The sequence below is a fragment of the Cupriavidus sp. JZ107 genome (genome assembly GCF_053903255.1).
Genome location: NZ_CP096480.1, coordinates 680,673 through 706,608, shown reverse-complemented (window position 1 = coordinate 706,608; position 25,936 = coordinate 680,673). Strand labels below are relative to the sequence as shown.

Here is a 25,936-nt window from a genome sequence, read left to right as displayed (position 1 = left end):
ACATCACTCCTCGTCACGCTATGACATCGCGAGGCAGCCGGCCGGGGCGGGACCACGACCGGCGCGGGAAAACTCGCGATCGGTGTTGGGGGTCGGGCGATTATAGCAACCAGGCCAGAAGCGGGCCGGCGCCGCCCGCTCGCCTTGACAGCCCCGGCCCCGGGCTTCTATGCTGGCACGCATTGTTCCTTTGAAAAGACCGATGTTCTGTTGTTCAGAATAAATGGAATGTCGGCGCACTTGCCGCACTCGCAATGAATCCCGACTCCGCCAACGGCAACCCGTCCGGGTCAGCCCACCAGTCCCCCCGCAAACCCTTGCGCGGCATCCGCGTGCTAGACCTGACCAATGTGCTGGCCGGCCCCTTCTGCTGCCACCAGCTCGCGCATCTGGGCGCGGACGTGATCAAGGTCGAGACCCCTGGCACCGGCGACCTGGCGCGCCAGCTGGGCGCCGATGCCGAGCTGAACCGCCGGCTGATGGGCGTGTCCTTTCTCGCGCAGAACCCCGGCAAGCGCTCGATCACGCTGAACCTGAAGCATCCGCTCGGCAAGCAGGCGCTGCGCCGGCTGGTGCAGCACTCGGACGTGCTGGTCGAGAACTTCCGGCCGGGCGTGATGGCGCGGCTGGGGCTCGGCTACGACACGCTGAAGCAGGACAACCGGCGGCTGATCTATTGCGCGATCTCGGGCTTTGGCCAGGACGGTCCGCTGGCCGACCTGCCCGCCTACGACCAGATCATCCAGGGCATGGCCGGCGTGATGAGCATCACCGGCGATGCGCAGACCGCGCCGTATCGCGTCGGCTATCCGGTCTCGGACACCGTCGGCGGGCTGACCGCGGCGCTGGCGGTGGCCGCGGCGCTGGCCGACCGCGACCGCACCGAGGGCTATCTGATCGACGTGTCGATGCTCGAATCGACGCTGGCGACGATGGGCTGGGTGGTGTCGAACTACCTGGTGGCCGGGCGCGAACCGGCGCCGATGGGCAACGACAACATGACCGCGAGCCCGTCGGGCACCTTCCGCACCGGCGACGGGCTGATCAATATCGCCGCCAACAAGCAGGAACAGTTCGAGGCGGTCTGCCGCGTGATCGGCCGGCCGGAGCTGGCGGCCGACCCCCGTTTCGCCGAACGGCAGGCGCGGCTGCAGCATCGCGCCGCGCTGCAGGGGGAGCTCGAAGCCGAACTGACGCGGCAACCCACCGCGCATTGGTGGCCGCTGCTGAACCAGGCCGGCGTGCCCGCCGGGCCCGTCTATACGGTGCCGCAGACGCTCGCGCATCCGCAGGTCGCCGCGCGCGGTCTCGTCGCCGAGTTTGCCGATGCGCCCGGCGTCGGGCGCGACCTGCGTCTGCTGCGCACCGGCTTCAAGCTGGACGGCGCCACGCCGGCGGTCGATGCGCCGCCGCCCGAGCTGGGCCAGCACACGCGCGACATCCTTCTCGAACTCGGCTATACGGCCGAGCAGATCGACACCATGCAGGCGGAGCAAGCCCTATGACCGCATTCGACCCCGCCAACCCCGACGCCGGGCAGCGCCGCGCCCAAGACTGGTGGCACAGCGCCATCATCGACATGCAGCCCGGCGTGATCCGCTATCGCGGCTATCCGATCGAGCAGCTGATCGGGCGGGTGTCGTTCGCGCAGATGATCTGGCTGATGCTGCGCGGCGAGCTGCCGCCGCCGGGCCAGGCCGCGCTGCTCGACGCCGCGCTGATGTCCGCCGTCGACCATGGCCCACAGGCGCCCAGCATCGCGGTCGCGCGGATGGCGGCGACCTGCGGCGTCGGGCTGAACAATGCGATGGCGTCGGCCGTCAATCTGCTTGGCGACGTGCACGGCGGCGCCGGCGAGCAGGCGGTCGCCCTCTATCTGGACATCGCCGGGCGCGTCGACACGGGACTGGCACTGGCCGACGCGGTGCGCGCCGGCCTGCAGGCCTGGCGCGAGCTGTACGGCAAATATGTCTCGGGCTTCGGCCATCGCTTCCATCCGGTCGATCCGCGCGCGCCGCGGCTGCTCGAGCTGGTCGACCAGGCCGCGGCGGACGGCGTGGTCGGCGGACGGTTCGCCGCGATCGCGCGCGCGGTGGAGATCGAACTCGGTGCGGGACGATCGCGGCCGGTACCGATGAACATCGACGGCGCCACCGCGGTGATCTATGCCGAGCTGGGTTTCCCGCCGCCGCTGGCGCGCGGGCTGTTCTGCCTGTCGCGCTCGGTCGGCATCCTCGCGCACGCGTGGGAGCAGACCGAGCAAGGCGGCCGCAACAAGGGACCGATGCCGCGCGAATTCATCTGGACCTACGACGGGCACCCGCCGCGCGATGTGCCGGAGACACCGTCGAGCGACCCGCGAAGCGGCCCGAGAAGCGACACGAGAAGCGAACCGCCAGACGGCGAGCGGTAGTCAGTATGCGAGTCGAGCTCGCGGCTGGCGCGTCAGCGGCCGTCGCCGGAGAGATCGGCCTCGAACGGGATGTCCGAGGCCGCGGCGGATTCCAATCCGGACGCCCCGGCCTGCCGTTCGGCGCTGGCCGCCGCCATCGCCTCCTCGCGCTCCAGCGTGGACGCCAGCACATAGCGATCCCGCCCGCGCCGCTTGGCCTCGTACAGCGCGCGGTCGGCATGGCCGAACAGCTGCTGCCACAGCCCCACCGAATCGGAACCGTCGTCCCGCAGCTGGGCGACGCCGATGCTGACGCTGGCGAACTTGCCGGCCGGCCCCGGCAACGGAATCGCCCGTACCTTGCGCAGGATCCGCCGGGCCAGCGCGGTCGCCTGATGCTCGTCGGTATGGGGGCACAGCACGCAGAATTCCTCGCCGCCATAGCGGCCGGCCACATCGGAGGCGCGGCGCGAGTTGTCCAGCGCCTCGGCGATTGCCTGCAGCACGGCGTCGCCGGCGCGATGGCCGCTGCGATCGTTGACCTGCTTGAAGTGATCGACGTCGATGACCAGGCAGGCGACCGCCTGCCGGTTGCGCAGCGCCGACACGATCAGCCGGCTGGCGGCGTTGTCGAGTGCGGCGCGATTGAGCAGGCCCGTCAGGCCATCGATGCGGGCGCCCCGCTCCTTGTTGGCGATCACCTGCTCCAGCGCCATCACGGTGAAGCCGAACAGCCCGAGCAGCGTCGCCACCAGCGGAGCCAGCACCACCACCGCGTTATAGGTGGCGTCGTGGGTCAGGCTGGCCGCGTTGAACGGCGACGGGGAAATCGCGCCGTCGCTTTGCCAGGCCACGGCCGCGCCGTAGAGCTGCGCGCACAGCTGGACCGCGCTGGCCAGCAGCACCAGCGGCAGCCCGATTTCGCTATGGCGCACGCGCGAGCGCAGCAGCACCAGGATGGTCGCCAGCGACAGCAGCGCCAATGCGACATAGGCAACCCGATGCAGCTGCAGCACCGGCTGCGGCCCGGTCAGCGCATCGAGCGAGGCGGCGACGGCGATCACCACGGCCGCGCCCTGGATGCGGGTGAATCCGGGCAAACCCTGATGCACGCGCACGCCGCCATAGATCGTCAGCTTGCCGGCCAGATAGACCATCGCGGCCACCGCGCCGACCTCGACCACATGGGCCGTGGCCGCATTGAGGGTCAGCGCCAGACCGCCGGCCGACAGCACCAGATGGCCGCCGGCCCATAGGCGGCCGGCATCGGTGCGGATCAGCGCGAACACAAGGCCCGTCGAGATCAGCAGCGTGCTCGAAAACACCACCATCATGACGATCACAATGCTGTGCTGGTCTAGCTGCACGGTATCCCTCGGAAAATGCCGCGTTGCATATGCCCCGGCGGCACGGCCGCTCGTCCCAAAAACCTTTGATGATAGCTGGCGCACCGGCGCGGGGCATCCCCCTTGAGTCGGGCATCGGGCCGCCGCGGCAGCGGGCGTGCCGCCGCCGGGCCAATGCCGGCTCAGTCTTCGAAGGGGAAACTGCCGCCCAGCGTTTCGGTCAGCGCGCGCGCGGCGCGCAGCACATCGGTGCGGAAATCGGGCCGATAGCGCGAGGCCGGACAGGTCAGCGTCAGCGCGCCGCGCAGCTCGCCGCCAGGACCGAACACCGGGGCCGACACGCCGGCGATATCGGGCACGCGGTCGCCGACCAGCGTCGCCACGCCGTCGCGGCGGATGGTGTCGTACAGCTGGCCGCGCGCACCGGCGAAGGCGCGCAGCACGCGCCCGCCGGCGCCGCGGTTGCGCGGCAACAGGTCGCCAGCGCGGGCGTGGTCACGCACCGGCTGCGGGGAATCGACGCGATACAGGCAGAGCCGGTGCTCGCCCTGCTCGATATGAAAGGCCGCGCTCTCGCGGGTGTCGTGCACCAGTTGGCGCAGCACCGGCATCACCGCCGTTTCCAGCGAGAACGACGCGGCATAGACCGCATGCAGCCGCGCGACTTCGGGGCCGAGGCCGTAGCGGCCGTCGGCGTGGCGCACCACCAGCCGCGCATGCTCCAGCGAAGCGAGCAGCCGCAGCAGCGTGCTCTTGTACAGGCCCGAGCGCTGCGCCAGTTCGGCCAGCGTCAGCGCGGTATCGCCAAGCCGGAACGCACGCAGCAGGAACAGCGCGCGATCCACCGCCACCGCGCCGCCTTCGGCGGCATGCTTGTCGGCTTCGGAAACCTGGGCGGCTTTACGGGGCATGGGGCGGAACAGCGCGCCATCGACGCGCAATCAACGAGGTCCGCGCACCGTATAGAACGGCCCCCGCTTTGTCAATGCAGCACAGGGCAGGCCGCGAAGGACGCAAGCCGCTGGGTCCCCGCTTCCGCGGGGACGACGGGTGGCCAGACCCGTTGCATACCGCTGTCGTCCCCGCGCAGGCGGGGACCCAGTGGCTTTGATGTCGCCGCGAAGGACGCAGGCTGCTGGGCCCCCACCTTCGCGGCGACAACGGCATGGTTCACCCCAGCCGCCGCACCACCGCGTCCGCGAACTCGCGCGTGCTGGCCTTGCCCTTCAGGTCCCCGGTACGCACGTTGTCCTCGTTCAGCGTCCGGTCGATCGCGGCGCGCATCCGCTGCGCCAGGTCCTGGCGGCCGACATGCTCGAGCATCAGCCCGGCCGCCAGCATCAGCGCGACCGGATTGGCGACGCCCTTGCCGGCGATGTCGGGCGCGGAGCCGTGCACGGCCTCGAACACCGCCGCGTGCTCGCCGATATTCGCCCCGGGCGCCAGGCCCAGCCCGCCGACCAGGCCGGCGATCTGGTCCGACAGGATGTCGCCGAACAGGTTCGTGCACAGCAGCACGTCGAACTTCCACGGGTCGAGCACCAGCTGCATCGCGCAGGCGTCGACGATGCGGTCGTCCATCTCGACCCGTCCCGCATAGTCCGCCGCCACCTCGCGCGCGGCCTCGAGGAAGATGCCCGTCAGCGCCTTCAGGATATTGGCCTTGTGTACCACGGTGACCTTCCTGCGGCCGTTGCGCAGCGCATATTCGAAGGCGAAGCGGGCGATCCGCAGGCAGTCGGCGCGCGTATTGGTGCCGGTCGACACGGCCACCGCGCGCGGATCGTCGCCGACCGCGATGTAGTAATCGTGCGCGACGTAGAAACCGCCGACGTTCTCGCGCACCAGCACCAGGTCGATGTTCTCGTAGCGTCCCGGAACCAGCGTGCGTGCGGGCCGCACGTTGGCGTACAGCTGGAACAGCTCGCGCAGCCGCACGTTGACCGAGCGGAAGCCCCCGCCCACCGGCGTGGTCAGCGGCCCCTTCAGCGCCAGGCCGGTGCGGCGGATGCTGTCCAGCGTCGCTTCGGGCAGCGGATCGCCGCTGGCCTCCAGCGCGGCCATGCCGGCCTGCTGCGTTTCCCAGGCGAACGGCGCGCCGAGCGCGTCGAGCACCTGCAGGGTGGCATCCATGATTTCCGGGCCGATGCCATCGCCGGGAATCAGCGTGGCCGGGATGGCGCCGCCGCCGCTGCTGTTGCTGCTGTTGCTGCTGCTGTTGCTATTGCTGCTGGCCGCGGGGTCGATCTTGTTGGTCGGATTTGCATCGGTTTGCACAGGCGGTCTCCACAAAATGACAATGGCTACGGATGACGGTGGCACGCCGGCGACGGCCGGCGAGGGCCCGCGGACACGGCCTCGCTCAGCCGCCAGGCGCCGTGCCGGCGGGGCTGGCGCCCGCCTCGGCGGAGCCCAGGGCCGCCTGGCCCTCCCCTTCCACCGGCGCCGCGCGCGTGCGCACCACCACTTCCGAATGCAAGGTTCGGTGCACCGGGCACTTGTCCGCGATCGCCAGCAGCGCCTCGCGCTGCTGCGCGTCGAGCGGCCCGCGCAGCGTCACCTCGCACTCGATCCAGTCGACCTTGCCATCGCGGGTGTCGCACTCCGCGCAGTCCGCGGCATGGATCTTCTCGTGCCTCAGTGACACGCTGACGTGTTCCAGCGGCCAGCCCTTGCGTTCGGCCACCATCCGGATCGTCATCGACGTGCAGGCGCCCAGCGCGGCCAGCAGCAGATCGTAGGGCGCGGGTCCGCCGTTCAGGCCGCCAAACGAGACCGGCTCGTCGGCCAGCAGCTGGTGCTTGCCGACCGTGACCTGCTGCTGGAACTTGCCCGCGTGGTTTTCCTCGACGCGCACCAGCCCTTCCTCCACCGCGGCGGCCGGCAGCGTGGCCGGATCGATGCCGAGGTAGCGCTGGCTCCAGGCGGCGATCGTGTTGGCGACATAGGTCGCGTCCTCGCGCCGGGTCAGCAGATGGTCGGCATGATCGAGCGAGACAAAGCTCTTCGGATGGCGGGCCGCGATGAACAGCTGCGTGGCATTGTCGATGCCGACCGTGTCGTCGAGCGGGGAATGCATCACCAGCAGCGCGCGCCGCAGCCGCGACACCTTGGCGAGCAGCGCCTGCTCGGCGACGTCGTCGAGAAACTGCTTGCGGATGCGGAACGGGCGGCCGGCCAGCTGCACCTCGGCCTCGCCCTGCGCGGCGATGGTGTCGGCGTGCTCGCGCAGCAGGCCGACCACGTGCGACGGGTCGCTCGGCGCGGCGATGGTCGCCACCGCCCTTGCCTCGGGGATGCCCTCGGCCGCGGCCAGTACCGCGGCGCCGCCCAGGCTATGGCCGATCAGCAGCGCCGGCGCCTGCAGATGCCGGCGCATATGGTCGGCCGCTGCGTGCAGATCCGCGACGTTCGACGAGAAATTGGTGTTGGCGAAATCGCCGCCGCTGCCGCCCAGTCCGGTGAAGTCGAAACGCAGCACCGCGATGCCGTGCTGGGTCAGCGCCTGCGCGATGCGGCTGGCCGCTACCACGTCCTTGCCGCAGGTAAAGCAATGCGCGAACAGCGCGTAGGCCTTGACCGGCCCGGCCGGCATATCGAGGCGGCCCGCCAGCGGCTGGCCGTCGTGGCCGGGGAACTGGACTTTCTGGTTGGGCGCGCCGGGCGAGTTCGGCGAGTTCGGCGAGTTCGGTGAATTCGACGGATCGGGCATGCGTGGCTCCTGGCGAAAAAAATGGCGGGATGGCCGGTCCTTGCTACTGTAGCCCGTCCGTCCGCCGAAGTGGCCGAAAGGTCATGCAAAACCAGGCGCCGATGACCCATTGAGGGTCCGCGACAGTGGCCCCGCCAGACATGGAGCAGACAAGCACGAGACAAGATGCAGACATGCCGTAGCGCGCCGATTTACACGCGGCGACAAGGCCGATCCGTCACGGGTAATCCCTACATTGTTGCGCTTGGTTGCAATTCCTAACATGAAGTCAATTACAAACCACTTGCACGCCGCCCCCTGAAAACGGCAGTCGCCATCGGGCCGGCCACCGCATCGCAATTCCAGACGTCGCATCAACGGTTCGAGGCTGGCGCACTCGCGGCGCTGCCTCCGGTGTCGTCAACAGCAGCAAGGGGGAAGACAGCATGGCAGCGAAAAACAAGCGCGGTGCGGTATCGCGACGGGGATTTCTGGGCGGGGCGGGGGCTGCGGTCGGTGCAACGGCGCTGGGATTTCCGGCGATCGTCAAGGCACAGGGTCCGGTGACGATGCGCTGGCAAAGCACCTGGCCCAGCAAGGACATCTTTCACGAGTTCGCCGGCGACTTCGTCGCCAAGGTCTACGACATGTCGGGCGGCGAGCTGAAGATCGAGCTGCTGCCGGCCGGCGCGGTCGTCAAGGCGTTCGACCTGATCGACGCGGTCAGCAAGGGCACGCTCGACGGCGGCCACGGCGTGATCGCCTACTGGTATGGCAAGAACTCGGCGCTGGCGCTGTGGGGATCGGGGCCGGCCTGGGGCATGGACCCGAACATGCTGCTGGCCTGGCACAAGTACGGCGGCGGCAAGGAACTGCAGCAGGAGATCTACCGCAGCCTGAACCTGGATGTCGTGTCCTTCCTGTACGGACCGATGCCGACGCAGCCGCTGGGCTGGTTCAAGAAGCCGATCACCAAGCCGGAGGACTTCAAGGGCCTGAAGTTCCGCACGGTCGGCCTGTCGATCGACATCTTCACGGGGCTGGGCGCCGCGGTCAACGCGCTGCCCGGGGCCGAGATCGTGCCGGCGATGGACCGCGGCCTGCTGGACGCGGCCGAGTTCAACAACGCCAGCTCGGATCGCGCGCTCGGCTTCCAGGACGTGTCCAAGGTCTGCATGCTGCGCAGCTTCCACCAGTGTTCGGAACAGTTCGAGATCCTGTTCAACAAGAAGCGCTACGACGCGCTGCCGCCCAAGCTGCGCGCACTGATCGCCAACGCGGTGGACGCGGCCTCGGCCGACATGTCGATGAAGGCGATCGACCGCTACTCGAAGGACTATCAGGCGCTGCAGCAGCAGGGCGTGAAGTTCTACGCGACGCCCAATTCGGTGCTGCAGGCGCAGCTGAAGATCTGGGACGAGGTGGTGGCGCGCAAGGAAAAGGAAAACCCGATGTTCAAGAAGGTCAACGACTCGATGAAGGCGTTCGCGATGCGCAGCACCCGCTGGCAGAACGACACCAACGTCGACTACCGGATGGCCTCGGCGCACTACTTCAGCAAGCGCAGCTGAACGCGGGGCGCGATCGTGCAAGGCCTGCTGCTGGCGATCGACAGGATCAGCACCCTGATCGGTCAGGCCGCCTCGTGGCTGATCGTCGCGTTGACGCTGATGATCAGCTACGAGGTGTTCTCGCGCTATGTCCTGTCGGCACCGCACGCCTGGGTGTTCGACGCGAGCAATATGCTGTACGGCGCGCTGTTCATGCTGGCCGGCGCCTATACGCTGGCCAAGCGCGGACACGTGCGCGGCGACATCCTCTATGGTTTCCTGCCGCCGCGCGCGCAGGCCACGATCGACCTGGTGCTGTATCTGGTCTTCTTCTTCCCCGGCGTGATCGCGCTGGCCTGGGCCGGCATCGACTTCTTCGAGGTCTCGCTGGCGCAAAACGAGCACTCGTCGATCGCGGCCGACGGCCCGCCGATCTATCCGTTCAAGGCGGTGATTCCGGTGGCCGGCGCGCTGCTGCTGTTGCAGGGCGTCGCCGAGACGATCCGCTGCGTGATCTGCCTGAAGCGAGGGCATTGGCCGATGCGCGAGGGCGATGTCGAGGAAGTCGACGTGGACAAGCTCAAGCAGATGGTCAGCGCCGACGCCGCGGCCGGCACGGTGGCAACGCCGGCGGTCGGGGAAGGTGGCGAAGTGCAGGATCACCGCAATGAGCGGGACGAACGGCATGACCGCGACCAGGTCGATGCGCCGGTTCAACGCGACGCGCCCACTACCGATCCCGGTCCACACCATCCCGGCCCGGCAGATCCGCACCACCCCCGCGATCGCCACGACGATCGCGAATCGAAGCCAGCGCGCGAAACCGACGGAGCGCCGCGATGAGAAAGGAACTATGGTTCGGCGCCACGCTGATGGCGCTGATCGTCGTCGCGGTGCTGGTGCTGATGCCCTCGCCCGCCGATTGGACCAACGGACATCTGGGCCTGCTGATGCTGGCGCTGATCGTCGCGGCGATCATGCTGGGCTTTCCCACCGCGTTCACGCTGATGGGCATGGGCGTGCTGTTCGCCTGGCTGGCCTATCGCCATGCCGACCCCAACATCGCCGTGCAGCAGACGCTGGACCTGATGGTGCAGCGGACCTATGCGGTGATGACCAACGACGTGCTGATCTCGGTGCCGCTGTTCGTCTTCATGGGCTACCTGGTCGAGCGCGCCAACCTGATCGAGCGGCTGTTCCGCAGCCTGCATCTGGCGCTGGCGTGGCTGCCGGGCTCGCTGGCCGTGGCCACGCTGATCACCTGCGCGGTGTTCGCGACCGCCACCGGCATCGTCGGCGCCGTCGTCACGCTGATGGGACTGCTGGCGCTGCCGGCGATGCTGCGCGCCGGCTATAGCGCGTCGCTGTCGGCCGGCTCGGTCACCGCCGGCGGGTGCCTCGGCATCCTGATCCCGCCGTCGGTGCTGCTGATCGTCTACGGCGCGACCGCCGGCGTGTCGGTGGTGCAGCTGTATGCGGGCGCCTTCTTCCCCGGCCTGATGCTGACCGGCCTGTATCTGCTGTACGTGATCATCCTCGCGAAGCTGCGGCCGCGGCTCGCACCGCCACTGCCACTGGCCGAGCGCGAGGTCCCGCTGCCGCCGCTGCAGCAGCGGCTGCGCGACACCATCGGCACGCGTGCGCTGCCCGCGCTGGTCACCGCGCTGAAGGGCAAGCGCAACGCCACCATCCCGACCGGCCAGCTGATGCGCCAGTTCGGCATCGCGGTGCTGCCGGCATTGGTGGTCGCGCTGCTGATGGGCTCGATCTACGCCGGCGTCACCGCCGCGCCGCCGGCGGCGGTGGATTCGACGCTGATGGAGCTCGGCGCGCAAAGCAGTGACGATGCCGCGGGCCTCGATACGCTGGCGCCGCCGCCGAGCGAGGACAACCCCGCTGCCGCGGCGGCGACCCCGAGCGTTCCGGCTACCCCCGCCGCTCCCCCCACTCCCGCAGCCGAAGCACCACAAGCCGACGCCGCGCCGAGCCCGCCCGGCGCCGACACCGCCAATCCGCCGGCCACCGCGCCGCAGGCGCCCAACTGGTTCTGGATCACGCTGGCCGTGGTCTGCGTGGCGATGCTGTACTTCTACTGGCGCTTCGACTTCGCGCGGATGGAGATCTTCAAACAGCTGCTGTCGTCGTTCTTCCCGCTGGCGGTGCTGATCCTCGCCGTGCTCGGCTCGATTGTGTTCGGACTGGCCACGCCGACCGAGGCCGCGGCGGTCGGCGCGCTCGGCGGCGCGCTGCTGGCGGCGGCCTACGGCCAGCTCAACTATGGCGTGGTCAAGGAGTCGGTGTTCCTGACCGCCAAGACCAGCGCGATGGTCTGCTGGCTGTTCGTCGGCTCGTCGATCTTCTCGGCCGCGTTCGCGCTGCTCGGCGGCCAGGCGCTGGTCGAGCAGTGGGTGATGTCGCTGGACTTGACGCCGCTGCAGTTCATGATCCTGGCCCAGGTGATCATCTTCCTGCTGGGCTGGCCGCTCGAATGGACCGAGATCATCATCATCTTCATGCCGATCTTCGTGCCGCTGCTGGACAACTTCGGCATCGACCCGCTGTTCTTCGGCCTGCTGGTCGCGCTGAACCTGCAGACCGCCTTCCTGTCGCCGCCGGTCGCGATGGCCGCCTTCTACCTGAAGGGCGTGGCGCCGCCGCATGTCACGCTGAACCAGATCTTCGGCGGCATGCTGCCGTTCATGGCGATCCAGGTGGTGGCGCTGGTGCTGCTGTACATGTTCCCGGACATCGGGCTGTGGCTGCCGAGGGTGTTGTATCAGTAGGCCGGCCAACAAGCCGGCCAACAAGCCGGCCAATAAGCAGGCCAATAAGCCGGCGCGGCGCGCTCAGGCCAGCGCCGCGTCGAGGCAGGCGCGCACCGTGGTCTCGTCGTCCGCCGCGAAGGGGCCGATGAAGACCAGCGCCGATTCGTCTCGCGGCGCGTGCCCGCATGGATGAGGGATCGCCTCGACCCGCATCCGCCCCGCGACGACGTGCACGGCATGCGCGCGCGCATCGCGATCGAACGCAACCACGCCCTTGGCCCGCAGCAGGCGCACCGGCAACGCCTTCAGCGCCTGCCGCAAACGCGCCTTGTCGAACTCCCGGCTCGTCCGGTAGGAGAAGGTCACGATGCCCCGGTGCAGCGCCTCGGCGCGGCTCCAGCGCTGACCGTCCGCCGACAGCAGCCGGCCCTGCGCCGGCGGTGGCGCGACGTCCAGATAGACCGACAGCGGCAGCTGGCCATGCCGTGCCGTCAGCACGGCGGCCCGCGGCGCCAAGCCACCGAGCGACGCTGCGACGGTCTGGGCTGTCGCGGCGCCGGCCAGATCGACCTTGGTCAGCGCCAGTACCGATGCGCCGGCGATCTGCCGCCGCGCCATGTCGCCGATCAGCGGATCGCGCAGCACCTCGGAGACGCCGGCCACGTCGACCGCGACGATCACCGCATTGAGCCGGAATGCCGGGTCGAGCAGGCCAATCTGCGCGATCCGCTGCGGATCCGAAACCCCGCTGGCCTCGATCACCAGCAGCTCGGGACGCTCGGGTCGCGCAGCGATGGCGACCAGCGCGTCGGCCAGCCGGCCGCCGATCGAGCAGCAGATGCAGCCGTTCTCGAGCTCGATCACGTCGTCGCCGCGGCTGCGGATCAGCGTGGCGTCGATATTGATCTCGCCGAAGTCGTTGACCAGCACGGCGATCCGCCGTCCCCGGGCATCGGCCAGCAGCCGGTTCAGCATCGTGGTCTTGCCCGCGCCCAGATAGCCGCCGACCACCACCAACGGAATGGGCGGCCGCGCGTTCATCGTGCCGGCGCCGCAAAGACGCGCCCGCCCAGCACCGTGCCCCAGACCCGGACATCCTTCAGCGCGTGCGGCGCCACCGCGGTGGGGTCCTGCTCGAGCACCGCGAAATCGGCCAGCTTGCCCGGCTCGATGCTGCCGACCAGATGGTCCAGCCGCAGTGTATGCGCCGCGCCCAGCGTGATCGCGTGCAGGGCCTCGCCGACGCCGAGCCGCTCGTCCTCGCCCAGCACGCGGCCCGACGCGGTCTGGCGCTGCACCGCGCACCATGCCGTGAACAGCGGATTGAGCGGGGTGATTGGCGCATCGGAGTGGATGGCGACCGGAATGCCCAGCCGCAGCGCCGAGCGCGCCGGATTCATCCGCGCGGCCCATTGCGCGCCGACGGTCTGGCCGGCGTGCGCCTCGCCCCAGTAATACAGATGGTTCGAGAAGAAGTTGATGCACAGCCCGAGTCGGGCGGCGCGCGCCAGCTGAGCGGCGTCGGCAAGCTGGCAGTGCTGCAGCGTGTGCCGATGGTCCGCGCGCGGATGGCGCGCCAGCATGGCCTCGAGCGCGTCCAGCACGACCTCGGTCGCCTCGTCGCCGTTGGTGTGGATATGCAGCTGCAGACCGGCCAGATGGAATGGTGTGAAGCACGCCAGCAGCTGCGCCGGCGGAATCAGCCACAGCCCGTTGGGCTGGCCGCCTGCGTAGCCGGGCGCGCGCAGGCGAGCGGTGAAGCCCTGGATCGAACCGTCGACGATGAACTTGACCGGACCGAAATGCAGCTTGTCGTTGCCGCTACGCGCGGCGGCGTGGACCCGTTCGGCTCCGCCGTCCGGATTGCGCTGCGGGGAGAAGGCGGGAACGATGCGCAGCGGAAAGTCGCCGGCGGCGGTGACTGAGCGCAGCGTGTCGAGTCCGGCCTGCGACAGGTCGCTGACCAGATCGGTCGCGGTGGTGACACCGGCGAGCTGCGCGACCCGCCCGAAGCGGCGCACCGCCTCCGGGTCCTCGGCCGCCGCCAGCGACAAGCCCTTGCCGATCACGCGGTGGACCGGAAACATCGCCGCGAACTCCTGCAGCTCGCCGGTGGGCCTGCCGTGCTCGTCCTTGTGCACCCCTTCGATGTCGGTATCCTCGTCGATGCCGGCGAGCGCCAGCATCGCCGAATTGACGTTCATCAGATGCACGCTGGCGTGCATCACGACGATCGGCCGCGTGGCGGAGACCCGATCCAGTTCCCGCACGCTCAGGCGGCCGGCACCGAAGTAGATCGGATCGAAGCCCCAGGCCAGCAGCGGCGTGTCGGCTTCGGTTAGCCGGCTGGCGGCGCTGGCGAGCCGGTCGATGACCTGATCGAGCGTACGCAGGCCACGCCACAGCCGCCCGTCCGGATCACGGCGATCGAAGTAGCCGACATAGACGGCCTCCCACATGGCGCCCTCCATCAGGTGGCAGTGTGCCTCGACCAGCCCGGGCATCAGCACCTTGTCGCGGAAGGTATCGTCGACCTCGGCGTCCGCGCACGGCGCCATGTCGCCTCGCGCGCCGACCGCGACGATCTTGCCGTCGCGGACCGCTACGTGTGTGGCATCCGGCTGAGCGGGATTCATCGTCAGGATCTTGCTGGCGCGGAATATTCGTGTGCGCGCCGGTTCATGGTGGTTCATCGTTGCTTCTGCAAATGGGAGGTTCGGGGCAGGAAATCCGGCCAACGCAAATCAGGCCGCCTGGACTCGCGCCGGCCGCGGAACGAGGTTCACCAGCGCCGTCACCAGCAGGTTCACCGCGAGGCTGACCAGTCCGACGTTGATCCCGCCAAAATCGGCCTGCTGGACATAGAGCGCGATGGCCAGGCCCTGTCCGCTCAGAATGCCGAGCGCGATCGCCAGCGGCCGCACCTTCCACGAGAACAGGATCGCCATCACGCCCGGGAAAAACTGCGTCACACCGTAGTAGGTGGTATTGATCAGCGTCAGCATCAGGTTGGGCGTAACCAGCGTCATCACGATCGACAGCACCAGATAGATCGCGATCACCACCTTGGCGCCCTGCTTCTGCCGCGGCTCGGGCAGGCCGGGCATCAGGTTGCGCGTGACGATCGGTCCGATGGCCAGGCAGATGCCGGCCAGCACCAGCAGGCCCGACAGCGCCGCGCCGGCGGTCACCAGTCCCAGCAGCCAGTCCGGCAGCAGGCGCACCGCGGCGGCGAAGAACGCCTCGTTCGGCGAGGCGAGCTGCAGGTTCTGGCTGATCGCGTAATACGACGCCAGCACGAGGAACGGATACATCAGCATGTACAGCGGCATCGCGATCTGCGTGCGCCGGATCGTGTTGGCGCTCTTCGCGGTGAAGAAGTTCTGCACCGCGAACGGCATCATGTAGAAGCCGAGCGCCTGGAACAGCATGGTGCTCATCGAGAAGCGCAGCTGCGTCTCGCTCATCTGGTTGCTGACCTGCATGCTGGCCGCGTGGAAGACGTCGCCGACGCCGGCCTTCCACCCCACCGCCACGCCGGTGGCGACGATCGCCACCACCATCAGCACATCCTTCAGGATCGCGATGTAGGCCGAGGCCCGCACGCCGGAGATCGCGATGTAGGTGAAGGCCAGCCCGGCCGAGATCAGCACCAGGTGCAGCGGATCGACATGCCAGCCCAGGCCCTTCAACGCGGCCACCAGGCCGGTGAACTGCAACTGGCCCCATGGCAGCAGGAACAGGATGGACGAGGCGGCGACGATCAGCTCCAGCGCACGGCTTCCATAGTGGCCCTTGAACAGGTCTGGCAGCGTGATCGCGTTGTAGCGCGCGCCGGCGCGCCAGATGCGCGGACCGAGGAAATAGCCCAGGGGGTACGCCAGCAGGATATAGCCGAGAAACCAGATGCCGTAGGTCGGTCCCTTGGCATAGATGCCGCCGGGAAATCCCACCATCGTGCCGATGCTGTAGATCTCCCCGGCCGCCAGGAAGAAGACCAGATAGGCGCCGAACTGACGCGACGCGACAAAGAAGTCGTGCACGCTTTGCGCGCCGCGCCCCTGACGTGAGCGGATGGCGAGGTAGAGGGACAGCGCGATGAAGCCGAGAAATACCGCGGTAGTCATGGCGGCTCCTTCAGGCGCGATGGGGCGCGGCGTCGGCGTCGGCGTCGGCCGGCGCGTGGCGGTCGAATAGCAGCCAGCACAACAGCATGCAGCCGGACGTCAGCACGAACCAGGCAAAGATCCAGGCGTAGATGAAGGGAACGCCGAGCACGAACCGCTCGACCGACGCCACCCAGGGCAGGAGTCCGATCACCCCGAGATACGGGATGCCGAGACCGATGAACAGCTTGAGCATGCTTTTGTCTCCGTGGTCCGATGGCCGGTGTGCGGTGTGCCGAAAGGCGACGAGGCAGCGCCCGCTGTTGTTGTGGAGCCATCATAGGGAGCCGCGATGTATGATTCAAATGCAAATATCTAACGACTTCCATAACGGATTGGCATGGATACGCAGAAGCTGCTGCACCTGCTCGCGGTGGTCGAGCATGGGACCTTCTCCGAGGCGGCGCGCGCCGTGCACCTGACGCAGCCGGCATTGAGCCGCAGCATTCGCGCGCTCGAGGACGAACTGAAGGCGCCGCTGTTCGACCGCGGTGCGCGGCGCGCGCGGCTGACGGTGTTCGGCGAACTGGTGGCCGAGCGCGCCCGGCGCATCCGGCTGGAAGAGCGGCAGCTGCGACGCGACCTCGACCTGCTGCGCGGCGGCGAGGAAGGGTCGCTGGCGATCGGCATGGCGCCCGCACCGGCCGCGCTGCTGCTGACGCCGTTCCTCGCGCATATGGCGCAGGCCCATCCGCGCATCCGGGTCCGCACAGAAACCGGCGCCACCAGCGCGCTGCTCGAGCAGCTGCGCAGCGAGGCGATCGACGCCATCGTCGGCGATGCCTATGTGCTGCGCGCCGCCGACGACATCGACCTGGAGACGCTGGGCGAGCTCCCCGCGGGGCTGGTCTGCCGGGCGGGCCATCCGATCCTGCGCAAGCGCCGGCTCGATATCGAGGCGATCCGCGCCTATCCGGTTGCCTCCACCACGCTGAGCGCCATCATCGGCCGCCAGCTGATCGAGCTGTGGGGACCCGAGGCCGCGCCCGAGCGGCTGATCACGCTGCATTGCGACAACCTGGACGTGCTGCGCAGCGTGGCGCTGAGCACCGATACGCTGCTGTTCGGCGTGCTGTCGATCACGCGGCAGCAGCGTGCCGAGGGCTCGATGGCCGAGGTGCCGATGCCGCCGGATCCGCGCCGGCGCGGGCGCTATGGCATCGCGCGGATGGCGGCGCGCTCGCTGTCGCCCGCGCTGCAATCGCTGTATGCGTTCACGCGGGCGCAGTGGACGACATTGTCGACGGAGCCGCCTGGGTCGCGCCGGTGATCACCCTGCACCGGGGACCGGCGACCGCGCTGCGGCACAAGCGGTCCCCGTTGTATCCTTGGCGTTTCGTCTCGCCTCCGTTTTCGCTCCCTTCCTTCCCTTACCTTCCCGCACGAGGAATGCCATGTCCGCAACGTCCGAATTCAAGATGGAATACCGCCGCCTGGGCCGCAGCAATCTGAAGGTGTCCGCGCTGTGCCTGGGCACGATGATGTTCGCCGACCAGACCGACGAGGCCGAGGCCGGGCGCATCGTAGCCAGCGCACGCGATCATGGCGTCAACTTCATCGACACCGCGGACGTCTACAGCAAGGGCGCTTCCGAGCAGATGGTGGGGCGGCTGATCGAGGCCGAGCGGCAGCAATGGATCCTCGCGACGAAGCTGGGCAACGCGATGGGGTCGGGGCCGAATCAGGGCCATTACTCGCGCGTCTGGATGCTGCGCGAAGTCGAGGACAGCCTGCGGCGGCTGGCGACCGACTACATCGACATCCTGTATCTGCACCGCGATTACGCCGACGAGAATCTGGAGGAGGCGGTGCGCGCGATGGGCGATCTGGTGCGCGACGGCAAGATCCGCTACTGGGCGGTGTCGAACTTCCGCGGCTGGCGCATCGCCGAGATCGCGCGGCTGTGCGATCAGCTGGGCGTGCCGCGGCCGGTCGCCTGCCAGCCCTACTACAACCTGCTGAACCGGATGCCCGAGGTCGAGATCCTGCCGGCCTGCGAATACTATGGGCTCGGCGTGGTGCCCTACAGCCCGGTCGCGCGTGGCGTGCTGACCGGCAAGTACCTGCCCGGACAAGCGCCGGAGGCCGGCACCCGCGCCGGACGCGCCGATCGCCGCATGATGCAGACCGAGTTCCGCGAGGAATCGCTGGTCATCGCGCAGCAACTGAAGGCCCACGCCGAGGGGCGCGGCTTGACCGCGGGCCAGTTCGCGACCGCGTGGGTACTGGCCAATCCGCTGATCACCGCGGTGATCGCGGGCCCGCGCACGCTGGCGCAATTCGAGGACTATTTCGGCGCGATCGGCGCGACGCTGTCGCCCGAAGAGGAAGCGATGGTCGACGCGCTGGTGGCGCCGGGACATCCGTCCACGCCAGGCTATACCGATCCGAACTATCCGTTCACGGGGCGGCCGGTCAAGGTGGCCGCAGCGGGCTGAGCGCCCGGACTCACCAGCCCGGCCTCACCAGCCGCGCCCCATGTCGTAGATCGAGCGCGACAGCCCCAGCGACTCGATCCCGGCCAGCGTCGCGATGCCGACACCGTCGCGGCCGCTGCCCGGATCGTCCTGGCCGAGTTCGGTCAGGCAGCGCGATATATGGACGATCTGCGTCGGCAGGCAGGGTTCCGCACCGCCTCCCGGCTGTACCGGCCGCGTTCGTCCGCCTGCCGGGCGTGGCCGGCCCATCCTGTTCTGCCGCATCGGCGCATTCCTGCGGCTATGGAATCGCAGCGCTTCGCGGCCATCGTGCGGTGCGGTCGGAGCGCGCGGTTCGCCGCGGCGCGGTGCCGGCCGGACGCCCGCATCCCGGCGCGGGTTGCTCCCGCCATCGGCGACCAAGGCCAGTGCTTCGCGCAGGTATTCCGCGCGGCTCTGCCTGCAACGGTAGATCTCGACGAGGATCGGACCCGACCCTCGCTCCGCGGTGGGCGGCGCGTTGACATCGGCGTGGATGAACGCGATCGACATCTCGTCGTTCTGCCGGTCGGCCAACGTCATGCGGCCCGTGGCCGGCGCGGCGGACAGATACAGCGGCTGCGGCGTGCCGGAGAGCCATGATTTCAGTACGGTCAACATGCTTGTCCTCGTCGAGTGGAAGCGAGGCGCCATCTTTGCCTGCATCCCTGACGCGGACTACTGAAAACAGGTGAGGAATGTGCGCATAGCGATGTGTTACCGCATCGCCATGCGACTGTGAAACGCGGCCTCGGCCGGGCGCCGGGGCGCGCTACAGCCCCTTCTCCACCATCGCCAGCACGCGCTCGCCCAGCGCAATGCGCATCGCTTCGTCGGCATGGCGCAGCGGGCCGTCGATGATCAGCAGCGCCAGCCCGTGCACCGCCGACCAGGCCAGGTACTCGGCTCCGGGGCGCCGCTCGGCGGGCAGCACGCCGGCCGCCACCAGCCGGTCCAGCGCGGCGCCTAGCAATTGGAAGGGATTGAGGCCGCCGGGGCCGGCCTTGGCGGGATCGGGGTCGTCCTCCACCATGCTCGGCGTGGCGAAGGCCGTGCGGAACAGACCCGTCTGCGTCTGCGCGAACTTCAGATAGCCGGCGCCGATCGCGCGCAGGTCGGCGCGCGCCCTGGCGGCCGGGTCATTGCGGTCGACCTGCTCGGCCGCGGCGGCCAATTCGGTTTCCATCGCCACCGCCAGCGCGGACAGCGCCGCCGCGCGTACCGCCTCGAACAGCGCCTGCCGATTGGCGAAGTGCCGGTAGGCGGCATTGGGCACCACGCCGGCGCGGCGCGTTGCCTCGCGCAGCACGACCGCGTCGGGACCGCCGTCGCTTGCCAGCGCGATGCCGGCGTCAATCAGCGCGCGACGCAGGTCGCCGTGGCGATAGGTCGTGCGTGGCGGCGGCGCGACGGCCAGCTTCAGTGCGGTGACCATCAGGCTGCATGGCCGCCATGGGGCGCGGCCATGCCCGTCTCCGCGGCCGGCCCGTCGGCCGCGGCCTCGGCGCCCTCCGGCGTCACCGACACCGGCGCGGTACGCGTGCGCAGCAGCATGCCGCCCAGCACCGCGGCCACCAGCGCGAACACCGCGCCGACCAGGAACGCGAGGTGATAGCCCGCGTTCAGCGCGTCGGCAGGCGCGCCGCCGGCCGCGGCCACGCCCGCGGTGCGGCCCGCCGCCAGGCTGGCGAGCACTGCCAGGCCCAGTGCGCCGCCCATCATGAACGAGGTGTTGACCACGCCCGAGGCCAGGCCGGAATCGCTCGGCTTGACGTCGCTCATCGCCGCCAGCAGCACTGGATTGAACGCGATGCCCGCGCCCAGCCCCAGCAGCAGCATGCCGGGCAGCACGTCGACGACGAAGCTGCCGCCGACCGGCGCACGCGCGAACAGCAGCAGCCCCAGCGCCGCCAGCAGCAGCCCGGCGGCCAGCGGCGCGCGCACGCCGTAGCGCATCACCAGGCGCGCCGACAGGCCCAGCGAGAACGCCGCCATGATCAGGTTGGCCGGCAGGAACGCGAGGCCGACCTGCATCGGCGTGTAGCCGAGCACCAGTTGCAGATACAGCGCCGAGATGAAGAACCACGCGAACATCGCCGCGGCCCACAGCACGCCGACCACGTTCGATACCGCCACATTGCGCAGCCGGAACAGGCCCAGCGGCATCAGCGGATGCGCGACGCGCGACTCGATCAGCAGGAACACCAGCAGCAGCGCCACCGCGATGCCGAGCATCGACACGGTCTGCGTGGCCAGCCAGCCGACCTCGTTGCCATTGACCACCGCATAGACCGCCAGCATCAGCGAGACCGTGATCGTCACCGCGCCGCCGACGTCGAGGCGCTGCCCATTGGCCGAGCCCGGCAGGTTCGGAATCAGCGCGAGGCACAGCGCATAGACCGCGACGCCGATCGGCAGGTTGACCAGGAAGATCCAGTGCCAGCTCAGGACGCTGGTCAGCAGGCCGCCGAGCAACACGCCGATGCTGCCGCCGCCGGCGCAGACGAAGCCATAGACGCCCATCGCCTTCGCGCGGTCAGACGGCGTCGAGAACAGGTCCATGATCAGCGACAGCGCCACCGCGGACACCACTGCCCCGCCGACGCCCTGCACCGCGCGGGCGGCGACCAGCAGGCCCTGCGATTGCGCCACGCCGCAGGCCAGCGACGCGAGCGTGAACAGCGTGATGCCGAGCAGGAACAGCCGGCGGTGGCCAAACAGGTCGCCGAGCCGCCCGCCCAGCAGCAGGAAGCCGCCGAAGGTCAGCATATAGGCGTTGACCACCCAGACCAGCGCGGTCTCGTTAAAGCCAAGCTCGTTGCGGATCGACGGCAGGGCGACGTTCACGATGGTCGTGTCGAGCACGATCATCAGCTCGCCCAGGCATAGGACCATCAGCGCGAGCCAGCGCTTGCGGTCATCGAGTGTGTGTTGCATGGGGTGTCCTTTTTCGGTTCTTGGTTTTTGTTTGTGTTTTCTGCTTCGAAAGCGTTGACTCGCGGGCGTTTTGCACAGTTGTGTACAGCGTTCACAACCATAGCACACAAATGGACAATGTCCACTTCTGTGTGGTCATGTTTGCGTTACGACACCTCTCGGCGGTTTGGCTGGATGCTGATTGGCTCCCCTCTCCCGCTTGCGGGAGAGGGGCCGGGGGAGAGGGCAGCCAGCGCCAGCGTTATCGCCAGCGCGCCGCCCGCTGCCCTCTCCCCAACCCTCTCCCACAAGTGAGAGAGGGAGCCGGCCTTAAGCGCTTTCGACGCCGCCGCCGGCCCCGCGCGCGCTGCGTCCTCGGCCCTTCTTCTGCCCGTCGGCCCGCAACACCGTCATCTCCGCCAGATAGTCGAGCAGGCGCTTGACCGCCGCCGAGCGCGGCCGCTTGTCGCGCACGATCAGCTGCGCGTCGGCGGCTTCCAGCACCGCGTTGCGCACCGGCAGAGCGACCAGCTGGTGGCCCAGCTCGCGCGCGACCGCCAGGGCCGGCAGGAAGGTCACGCCCAGGCCGGTACTGGCGTAGTGCTTCAGCGCCGCGATCGAGTTGGTGGTCAGCGCCGCCGTGAAGCGGACCTTCTCGGTCAGTTCGACCAGCTGGATCACCTGGCGCAGGCCGAAGCCCGGCGTCATCAGCCCGACCGGATACGGCAGGATGTCGGCGACGGTCAGCGCCTTGCCGCGCCGCGCCAGCGGATGGTCGGGCCGCGCGATCACGCAGACCGGCTGGCGCCGCGCGGCCAGCACGCGTAGCGTCGGCTCCGGCGGCGGCGCATAGGCCAGCCCCACATGCGCGCGATCTTCCGCCACCGCGCGCACCACCTCGTTGACGTTCATCAGCTCCAGCGTGACGTTGATCTTCGGGTAGCGCTGGCAGAACTCGTTGAGCACCGCGTGGATCAGCTCGTCGATGAAACCCTCGCCGGCGACGATCTGGATCTGCCCGCGCTGCAGCCCGTTCAGTTCCTGCAGCCTGGCCAGCAGCGTTTCCTCGCCGGCAAGGCGCTCGCGGTAGTGGTCGAGCACCAGCTGGGCCGCTTCGGTCGGCATCACGCCGCGGCCGCGCCGCTCCAGCAGCGTCGCGCCGAGCTCGCCTTCGAGCTGCTGGATCTGCCGGCTGATCACCGACGGTTCGACATCGAGCTTGTCCGCGGCGGCGCGGATCGAGCCGGCGGCCACAGCCGCATAGAAATAGCGCAGCCGGCGTTCGCTGAGTCCGGCCGGCAAGGCGCCGTCGCGGTTCGGATCGGGGGACAGGGGCACGGCGTTTCCTCGAAGGTGGTTGCGGAGCTCGCGGGACGCCATCCACGTCATTCCCGCGCAGGCAGGCACCCAGCGTCGTTGAAAGCCACTGGGTCCCCGCCTTTGCGGGGACGACGGACTCGCCGCAGCGTTGACCAAAAAGCAACGGAATCGTACAGCGATGGCTATTGTTCCTCAACGGCCGCGTTGGCAACAATGCGCGAAGGCCGGCCGCGCCCGCGCGGATGCCGGCCTACGGGACAACGACAGCACAACGACAGCAGCCCGATCAGAACAAGCGCCCGTCCTGCCAACCCCCACCGTGCCTGCGGCACCCGGAGACATCGATGCAACAGACCACCACCTCGTGGAATCCATCCGACGCGATGGCCGCCACGCCCGACGCGCTGGCGCCGATCTATCGCAAAATCAGCCTGCGCGTGCTGCCCTTCCTGCTGCTGTGCTACGTGTTCGCCTACCTGGACCGGGTCAACATCGGCTTTGCCAAGCTGCAGATGCAGCAGGACGTCGGCATCAGCGACGCGGTCTACGGGCTGGGCGCCGGCATCTTCTTCCTCGGCTACGTGATGTTCGAGGTGCCGAGCAACCTGCTGCTGGCGCGCATCGGCGCGCGCAAGACCATCAGCCGGATCATGGTGCTGTGGGGCGCGACCTCGGCGTGCATGCTGTTCGTGCGCGACGCGCACAGCTTCTACGCGCTGCGCTTCCTGCTCGGCGTGTTCGAGGCCGGTTTCGCACCGGGCATGATCTTCTATCTGACCTACTGGTACGGCGGCGCCCGCATGGCGCGCGTGATGGCGATCGTGATGCTGGCCGGCCCGATCGGCGGCATGGCCGGCGGCCCGGTATCGACGTGGATCATGACCGCGCTGGCCGGCTCGCATGGCCTGGCCGGCTGGCAATGGATGTTCCTGATCGAGGGGCTGCCCTGCGTGCTGCTCGGCGTGGTCGCCTACTTCTTCCTCGACGACACGCCGGCGCAGGCCCGCTGGCTCAGCGACCACGAGCGCCGGCTGCTGGCGCACGACATCGGCGCGGCGCGCGCCGGCGGCGGACACCACAGCTTCGCCACCGTGCTGCGGGATCCGCGCATCTATGCGCTGGCGTTCGGCTACTTCTGCCTGATCAGCGGCATCTATGCGGTCAGCTTCTGGCTGCCGACGATCCTGAAGGGCGCGGGCGTGACCAGCACGATGGCGATCGGCATGTATTCGGCGCTGCCTTACGTCGCCGCGGCCATCCTGATGTTCCTGGCGGCGCGCAGCTCCGACCGCCGCCAGGAGCGCCGCTGGCACAGCGCGACGCTGGCCTTCGTCGGTGCCGCCACGCTGGCGATCGCGGCCTTCACCGCCGACAACCTGACGCTGTCGCTGATCAGCATCACCGTCGCGACCGCCGCGATGTGGGCCGCCTACACGGTGTTCTGGGCGATTCCGTCGGAATATCTGCAGGGCACCGCCGCGGCCGGCGGCATCGCGCTGATCAACAGCCTCGGTCTGCTGGGCGGCTTCGTCAGCCCGACGCTGATCGGCGCGGTCAAGGACCTGACCGGTTCGCTCGAAGGCGGGCTGCTGGCGATGGTGGCGCTGCTGGCCGCCGGCGGCCTGGCGATCCTGCTGAACCGGCTGCCGAAGGACCGCGCGCCCTCCGCGGTGCGCTGAAGTGTGCCGGGGCACGCGGATGCGTGCCTCGCCCCGCTTGCCGCCGACGCCCCCGTTTCCCCAATCCGAATTCAACGACTACCGACCCATGCGCATCCTTCTCGCCGGTTTCCAGCACGAAACCAATACCTTCGCGCCATCGAAGGCCCACTACGACAACTTCGTCCGCGGCGAGGGCTTTCCCGCGATGGTGCGCGGCGCCGACGTGCTGGCGCTGCGCGACGTCAATATCCCGGCGGCCGGCTTCATCCGCGCGATCGGCGAACTGACCCGCAACGAGGCGCAACTGCTGCCGGTGATCTGGGCCGGCGCCAGCCCTTCGGCGCATGTCGCCACCGATGCGTTCGAGCGCATCGCCGGCGAGATCGTCGAGGCCGCGCGCGCGCAGCGGCCCGACGCGATCTATGTGGACCTGCATGGCGCGATGGTGACCGACGAGCACGACGACGGCGAAGGCGAACTGCTGGCCCGGCTGCGTGCGGCGGTGGGCGCGGACGTGCCGATCGTCGCCAGCCTCGACCTGCATGCCAACGTCACGCAGCGCATGCTGGAGAGCGCCGATGCGCTGGTCGCCTACCGCACCTATCCGCACGTCGACATGGCCGACACCGGCGCGCGCGCGGCGCAGCTGCTGCAGCGCCTGCTCGCCGCCGGCGGCGGTCAGAGGTTGCATCGTGCGGCGCGGCGCCTGCCCTTCCTGATCCCGATCAACGGCCAGTGCACCTTCCTCGAGCCGGCGCGCGGCATCTACGCGCTGCTCGACAAGCTCGAACGCGAGCTGGACGGCGTGGTGTCGCTGTCGTTCACGCCGGGCTTTCCGGCGGCGGACTTCGCCGAATGCGGCGGCGTGGTCTGGGGCTATGGCGACGACGCCGCCCGTATCGAACAGGCGGTCGCCGCGCTGACCGACGCGGTCGTCGCGCGCGAGGCCGACTGGGCGGTGCCGTTCCTGGCGCCGGACGAGGCGGTTCAGGAAGCGATGCGGCTGTCGCAGGCGGCGAGCCGGCCGGTGGTGATCGCCGACACGCAGGACAACCCCGGCGCCGGCGGCGACTCGAACACGACCGGCATGCTGCGCGCGCTGGTGCGCGCCGGCGCCACCGATGCCGCGATCGGGCTGATCGTCGATGCCGAGGCGGTGCGCGCCGCGCATGCCGCCGGCGTCGGCAGCGATATCACGATCGCGCTCGGCGGCCAGTCCGGCGTGCCGGGCGACGCGCCGTTCGAGGCGACCTTCCGCGTCGCCCAGCTGTCCGATGGCCGCTGCCGCTTCGACGGTCCGATGATGAACGGCATGGACGTCGACGTCGGCCCCGCCGCGCGGCTGACGATCGGCGGCGTGCACGTGGTCGTCAGCGCGGGCAAGGCCCAGATGCTCGATCGCAATCTGTACCGGATGGCCGGCGTCGAGCCGGAGCGGATGAAGATCCTGGTCAACAAGAGTTCGGTGCATTTCCGCGCCGACTTCCAGCCGATCGCCGAGGCCGTGCTGGTGGCCAAGGCGCCGGGCCCGCTGCTGGCCGATCCAGCCGATCTGCCGTGGAAGAAACTGCCGGCCGGATTGCGGCTGCGGCCGCTGGGGCCGGCGTTCGAAGGGCCTGTGGCGCAGCGTTGAGAGTCACTGGGTCCCCGCGTTCGCGGGGACGACGTGGTAG

Annotated in this window: 20 protein-coding genes and 1 pseudogene; 9 read left to right on the top strand and 12 right to left on the bottom strand. The window is 69.2% G+C overall.

Going from position 1 to position 25,936, the window contains the following annotated elements; translation table 11 throughout:
• Positions 1 to 254 precede the first annotated feature (254 nt).
• Positions 255 to 1,505, top strand: a complete 1,251-nt coding sequence (locus M1D55_RS02970) for a CaiB/BaiF CoA transferase family protein (protein WP_456281062.1) — start codon at positions 255 to 257, stop codon at positions 1,503 to 1,505.
• The gene (locus M1D55_RS02965) at positions 1,502 to 2,413 is read left to right on the top strand and encodes a citryl-CoA lyase (RefSeq protein WP_456281061.1); all 912 of its coding nucleotides are present in this window, start codon (positions 1,502 to 1,504) and stop codon (positions 2,411 to 2,413) included. Before M1D55_RS02970 ends, M1D55_RS02965 begins: the two co-directional genes overlap by 4 nt.
• A 32-nt stretch (positions 2,414 to 2,445) precedes the next feature.
• Here the strand turns inward: M1D55_RS02965 and M1D55_RS02960 are convergent, their stop codons facing one another.
• The 4 genes from M1D55_RS02960 to M1D55_RS02945 form a co-directional block, all read right to left on the bottom strand.
• A complete protein-coding gene (locus M1D55_RS02960; RefSeq protein ID WP_456281060.1) occupies positions 2,446 to 3,759 on the bottom strand; it encodes a diguanylate cyclase in 1,314 nt (437 codons plus the stop codon).
• Between the two features lie 161 nt (positions 3,760 to 3,920).
• Positions 3,921 to 4,649: an IclR family transcriptional regulator gene (locus M1D55_RS02955; RefSeq protein ID WP_043438918.1), complete on the bottom strand. Its 729-nt coding sequence runs from the start codon at positions 4,647 to 4,649 to the stop codon at positions 3,921 to 3,923.
• A gap of 259 nt (positions 4,650 to 4,908) precedes the next feature.
• Positions 4,909 to 5,916, bottom strand: coding sequence for an isocitrate/isopropylmalate dehydrogenase family protein (locus tag M1D55_RS02950; protein ID WP_232207311.1), 1,008 nt, complete (start codon positions 5,914 to 5,916; stop codon positions 4,909 to 4,911).
• A 184-nt stretch (positions 5,917 to 6,100) separates the two neighbouring features.
• Positions 6,101 to 7,450, bottom strand: coding sequence for a bifunctional alpha/beta hydrolase/OsmC family protein (locus tag M1D55_RS02945; RefSeq protein ID WP_456281059.1), 1,350 nt, complete (start codon positions 7,448 to 7,450; stop codon positions 6,101 to 6,103).
• Positions 7,451 to 7,875: 425 nt separating this feature from the next.
• On the opposite strand from M1D55_RS02945, the gene M1D55_RS02940 reads away from it, so the two are divergent.
• From M1D55_RS02940 to M1D55_RS02930, 3 genes and pseudogenes are all read left to right on the top strand, one after another.
• Positions 7,876 to 9,000: a TRAP transporter substrate-binding protein gene (locus tag M1D55_RS02940; protein WP_456281058.1), complete on the top strand. Its 1,125-nt coding sequence runs from the start codon at positions 7,876 to 7,878 to the stop codon at positions 8,998 to 9,000.
• Between the two features lie 15 nt (positions 9,001 to 9,015).
• Positions 9,016 to 9,609 (top strand): annotated as a pseudogene (locus M1D55_RS02935) (TRAP transporter small permease subunit); the annotation flags it as partial.
• 209 nt (positions 9,610 to 9,818) lie between these two features.
• The gene (locus M1D55_RS02930) at positions 9,819 to 11,762 is read left to right on the top strand and encodes a TRAP transporter large permease (RefSeq protein ID WP_456281057.1); all 1,944 of its coding nucleotides are present in this window, start codon (positions 9,819 to 9,821) and stop codon (positions 11,760 to 11,762) included.
• A 63-nt stretch (positions 11,763 to 11,825) separates the two neighbouring features.
• On the opposite strand, the gene M1D55_RS02925 is transcribed toward M1D55_RS02930, so the two are convergent.
• The 4 genes from M1D55_RS02925 to M1D55_RS02910 are packed head-to-tail and all read right to left on the bottom strand — an operon-like array spanning position 11,826 to position 16,106.
• Positions 11,826 to 12,785, bottom strand: coding sequence for a CobW family GTP-binding protein (locus M1D55_RS02925; RefSeq protein ID WP_456281056.1), 960 nt, complete (start codon positions 12,783 to 12,785; stop codon positions 11,826 to 11,828).
• A complete protein-coding gene (locus M1D55_RS02920; RefSeq protein WP_232207303.1) occupies positions 12,782 to 14,437 on the bottom strand; it encodes an amidohydrolase in 1,656 nt (551 codons plus the stop codon). The genes M1D55_RS02925 and M1D55_RS02920 overlap by 4 nt, the downstream gene beginning before the upstream one ends.
• A gap of 51 nt (positions 14,438 to 14,488) precedes the next feature.
• Entirely contained in the window at positions 14,489 to 15,871 is a 1,383-nt protein-coding gene (locus tag M1D55_RS02915) for a sodium:solute symporter family protein (protein WP_006578429.1), read from the bottom strand.
• Between the two features lie 10 nt (positions 15,872 to 15,881).
• A complete protein-coding gene (locus M1D55_RS02910) occupies positions 15,882 to 16,106 on the bottom strand; it encodes a DUF3311 domain-containing protein (protein WP_232207305.1) in 225 nt (74 codons plus the stop codon).
• A gap of 144 nt (positions 16,107 to 16,250) precedes the next feature.
• Here M1D55_RS02910 and M1D55_RS02905 point away from each other — a divergent pair, with 144 nt between their 5' ends.
• Positions 16,251 to 17,180 carry a LysR family transcriptional regulator gene (locus tag M1D55_RS02905; RefSeq protein WP_006578427.1) on the top strand — a complete coding sequence of 310 codons (930 nt, stop codon included), beginning with the start codon at positions 16,251 to 16,253 and terminating at the stop codon, positions 17,178 to 17,180.
• Between the two features lie 148 nt (positions 17,181 to 17,328).
• On the top strand, positions 17,329 to 18,348 hold the full coding sequence (locus M1D55_RS02900; RefSeq protein ID WP_456281366.1) for an aldo/keto reductase: 1,020 nt from the start codon (positions 17,329 to 17,331) through the stop codon (positions 18,346 to 18,348).
• Between the two features lie 24 nt (positions 18,349 to 18,372).
• Here the strand turns inward: M1D55_RS02900 and M1D55_RS02895 are convergent, their stop codons facing one another.
• The 4 genes from M1D55_RS02895 to M1D55_RS02880 all read right to left on the bottom strand — a co-directional run bounded on the left by M1D55_RS02895 (position 18,373) and on the right by M1D55_RS02880 (position 22,620).
• Positions 18,373 to 18,987, bottom strand: coding sequence for a hypothetical protein (locus M1D55_RS02895; RefSeq protein WP_456281055.1), 615 nt, complete (start codon positions 18,985 to 18,987; stop codon positions 18,373 to 18,375).
• Between the two features lie 151 nt (positions 18,988 to 19,138).
• Positions 19,139 to 19,801, bottom strand: coding sequence for a TetR/AcrR family transcriptional regulator (locus M1D55_RS02890; RefSeq protein ID WP_023263779.1), 663 nt, complete (start codon positions 19,799 to 19,801; stop codon positions 19,139 to 19,141).
• Positions 19,801 to 21,303 carry an MFS transporter gene (locus M1D55_RS02885; RefSeq protein WP_456281054.1) on the bottom strand — a complete coding sequence of 501 codons (1,503 nt, stop codon included), beginning with the start codon at positions 21,301 to 21,303 and terminating at the stop codon, positions 19,801 to 19,803. The genes M1D55_RS02890 and M1D55_RS02885 overlap by 1 nt, the downstream gene beginning before the upstream one ends.
• Positions 21,304 to 21,612: 309 nt before the next feature.
• Entirely contained in the window at positions 21,613 to 22,620 is a 1,008-nt protein-coding gene (locus tag M1D55_RS02880) for a LysR family transcriptional regulator (protein WP_456281053.1), read from the bottom strand.
• A gap of 326 nt (positions 22,621 to 22,946) precedes the next feature.
• On the opposite strand from M1D55_RS02880, the gene M1D55_RS02875 reads away from it, so the two are divergent.
• The gene (locus tag M1D55_RS02875) at positions 22,947 to 24,281 is read left to right on the top strand and encodes an MFS transporter (protein ID WP_456281052.1); all 1,335 of its coding nucleotides are present in this window, start codon (positions 22,947 to 22,949) and stop codon (positions 24,279 to 24,281) included.
• 88 nt (positions 24,282 to 24,369) lie between these two features.
• Entirely contained in the window at positions 24,370 to 25,896 is a 1,527-nt protein-coding gene (locus tag M1D55_RS02870) for a M81 family metallopeptidase (RefSeq protein ID WP_456281051.1), read from the top strand.
• The last annotated feature ends 40 nt before the right edge of the window (positions 25,897 to 25,936 follow it).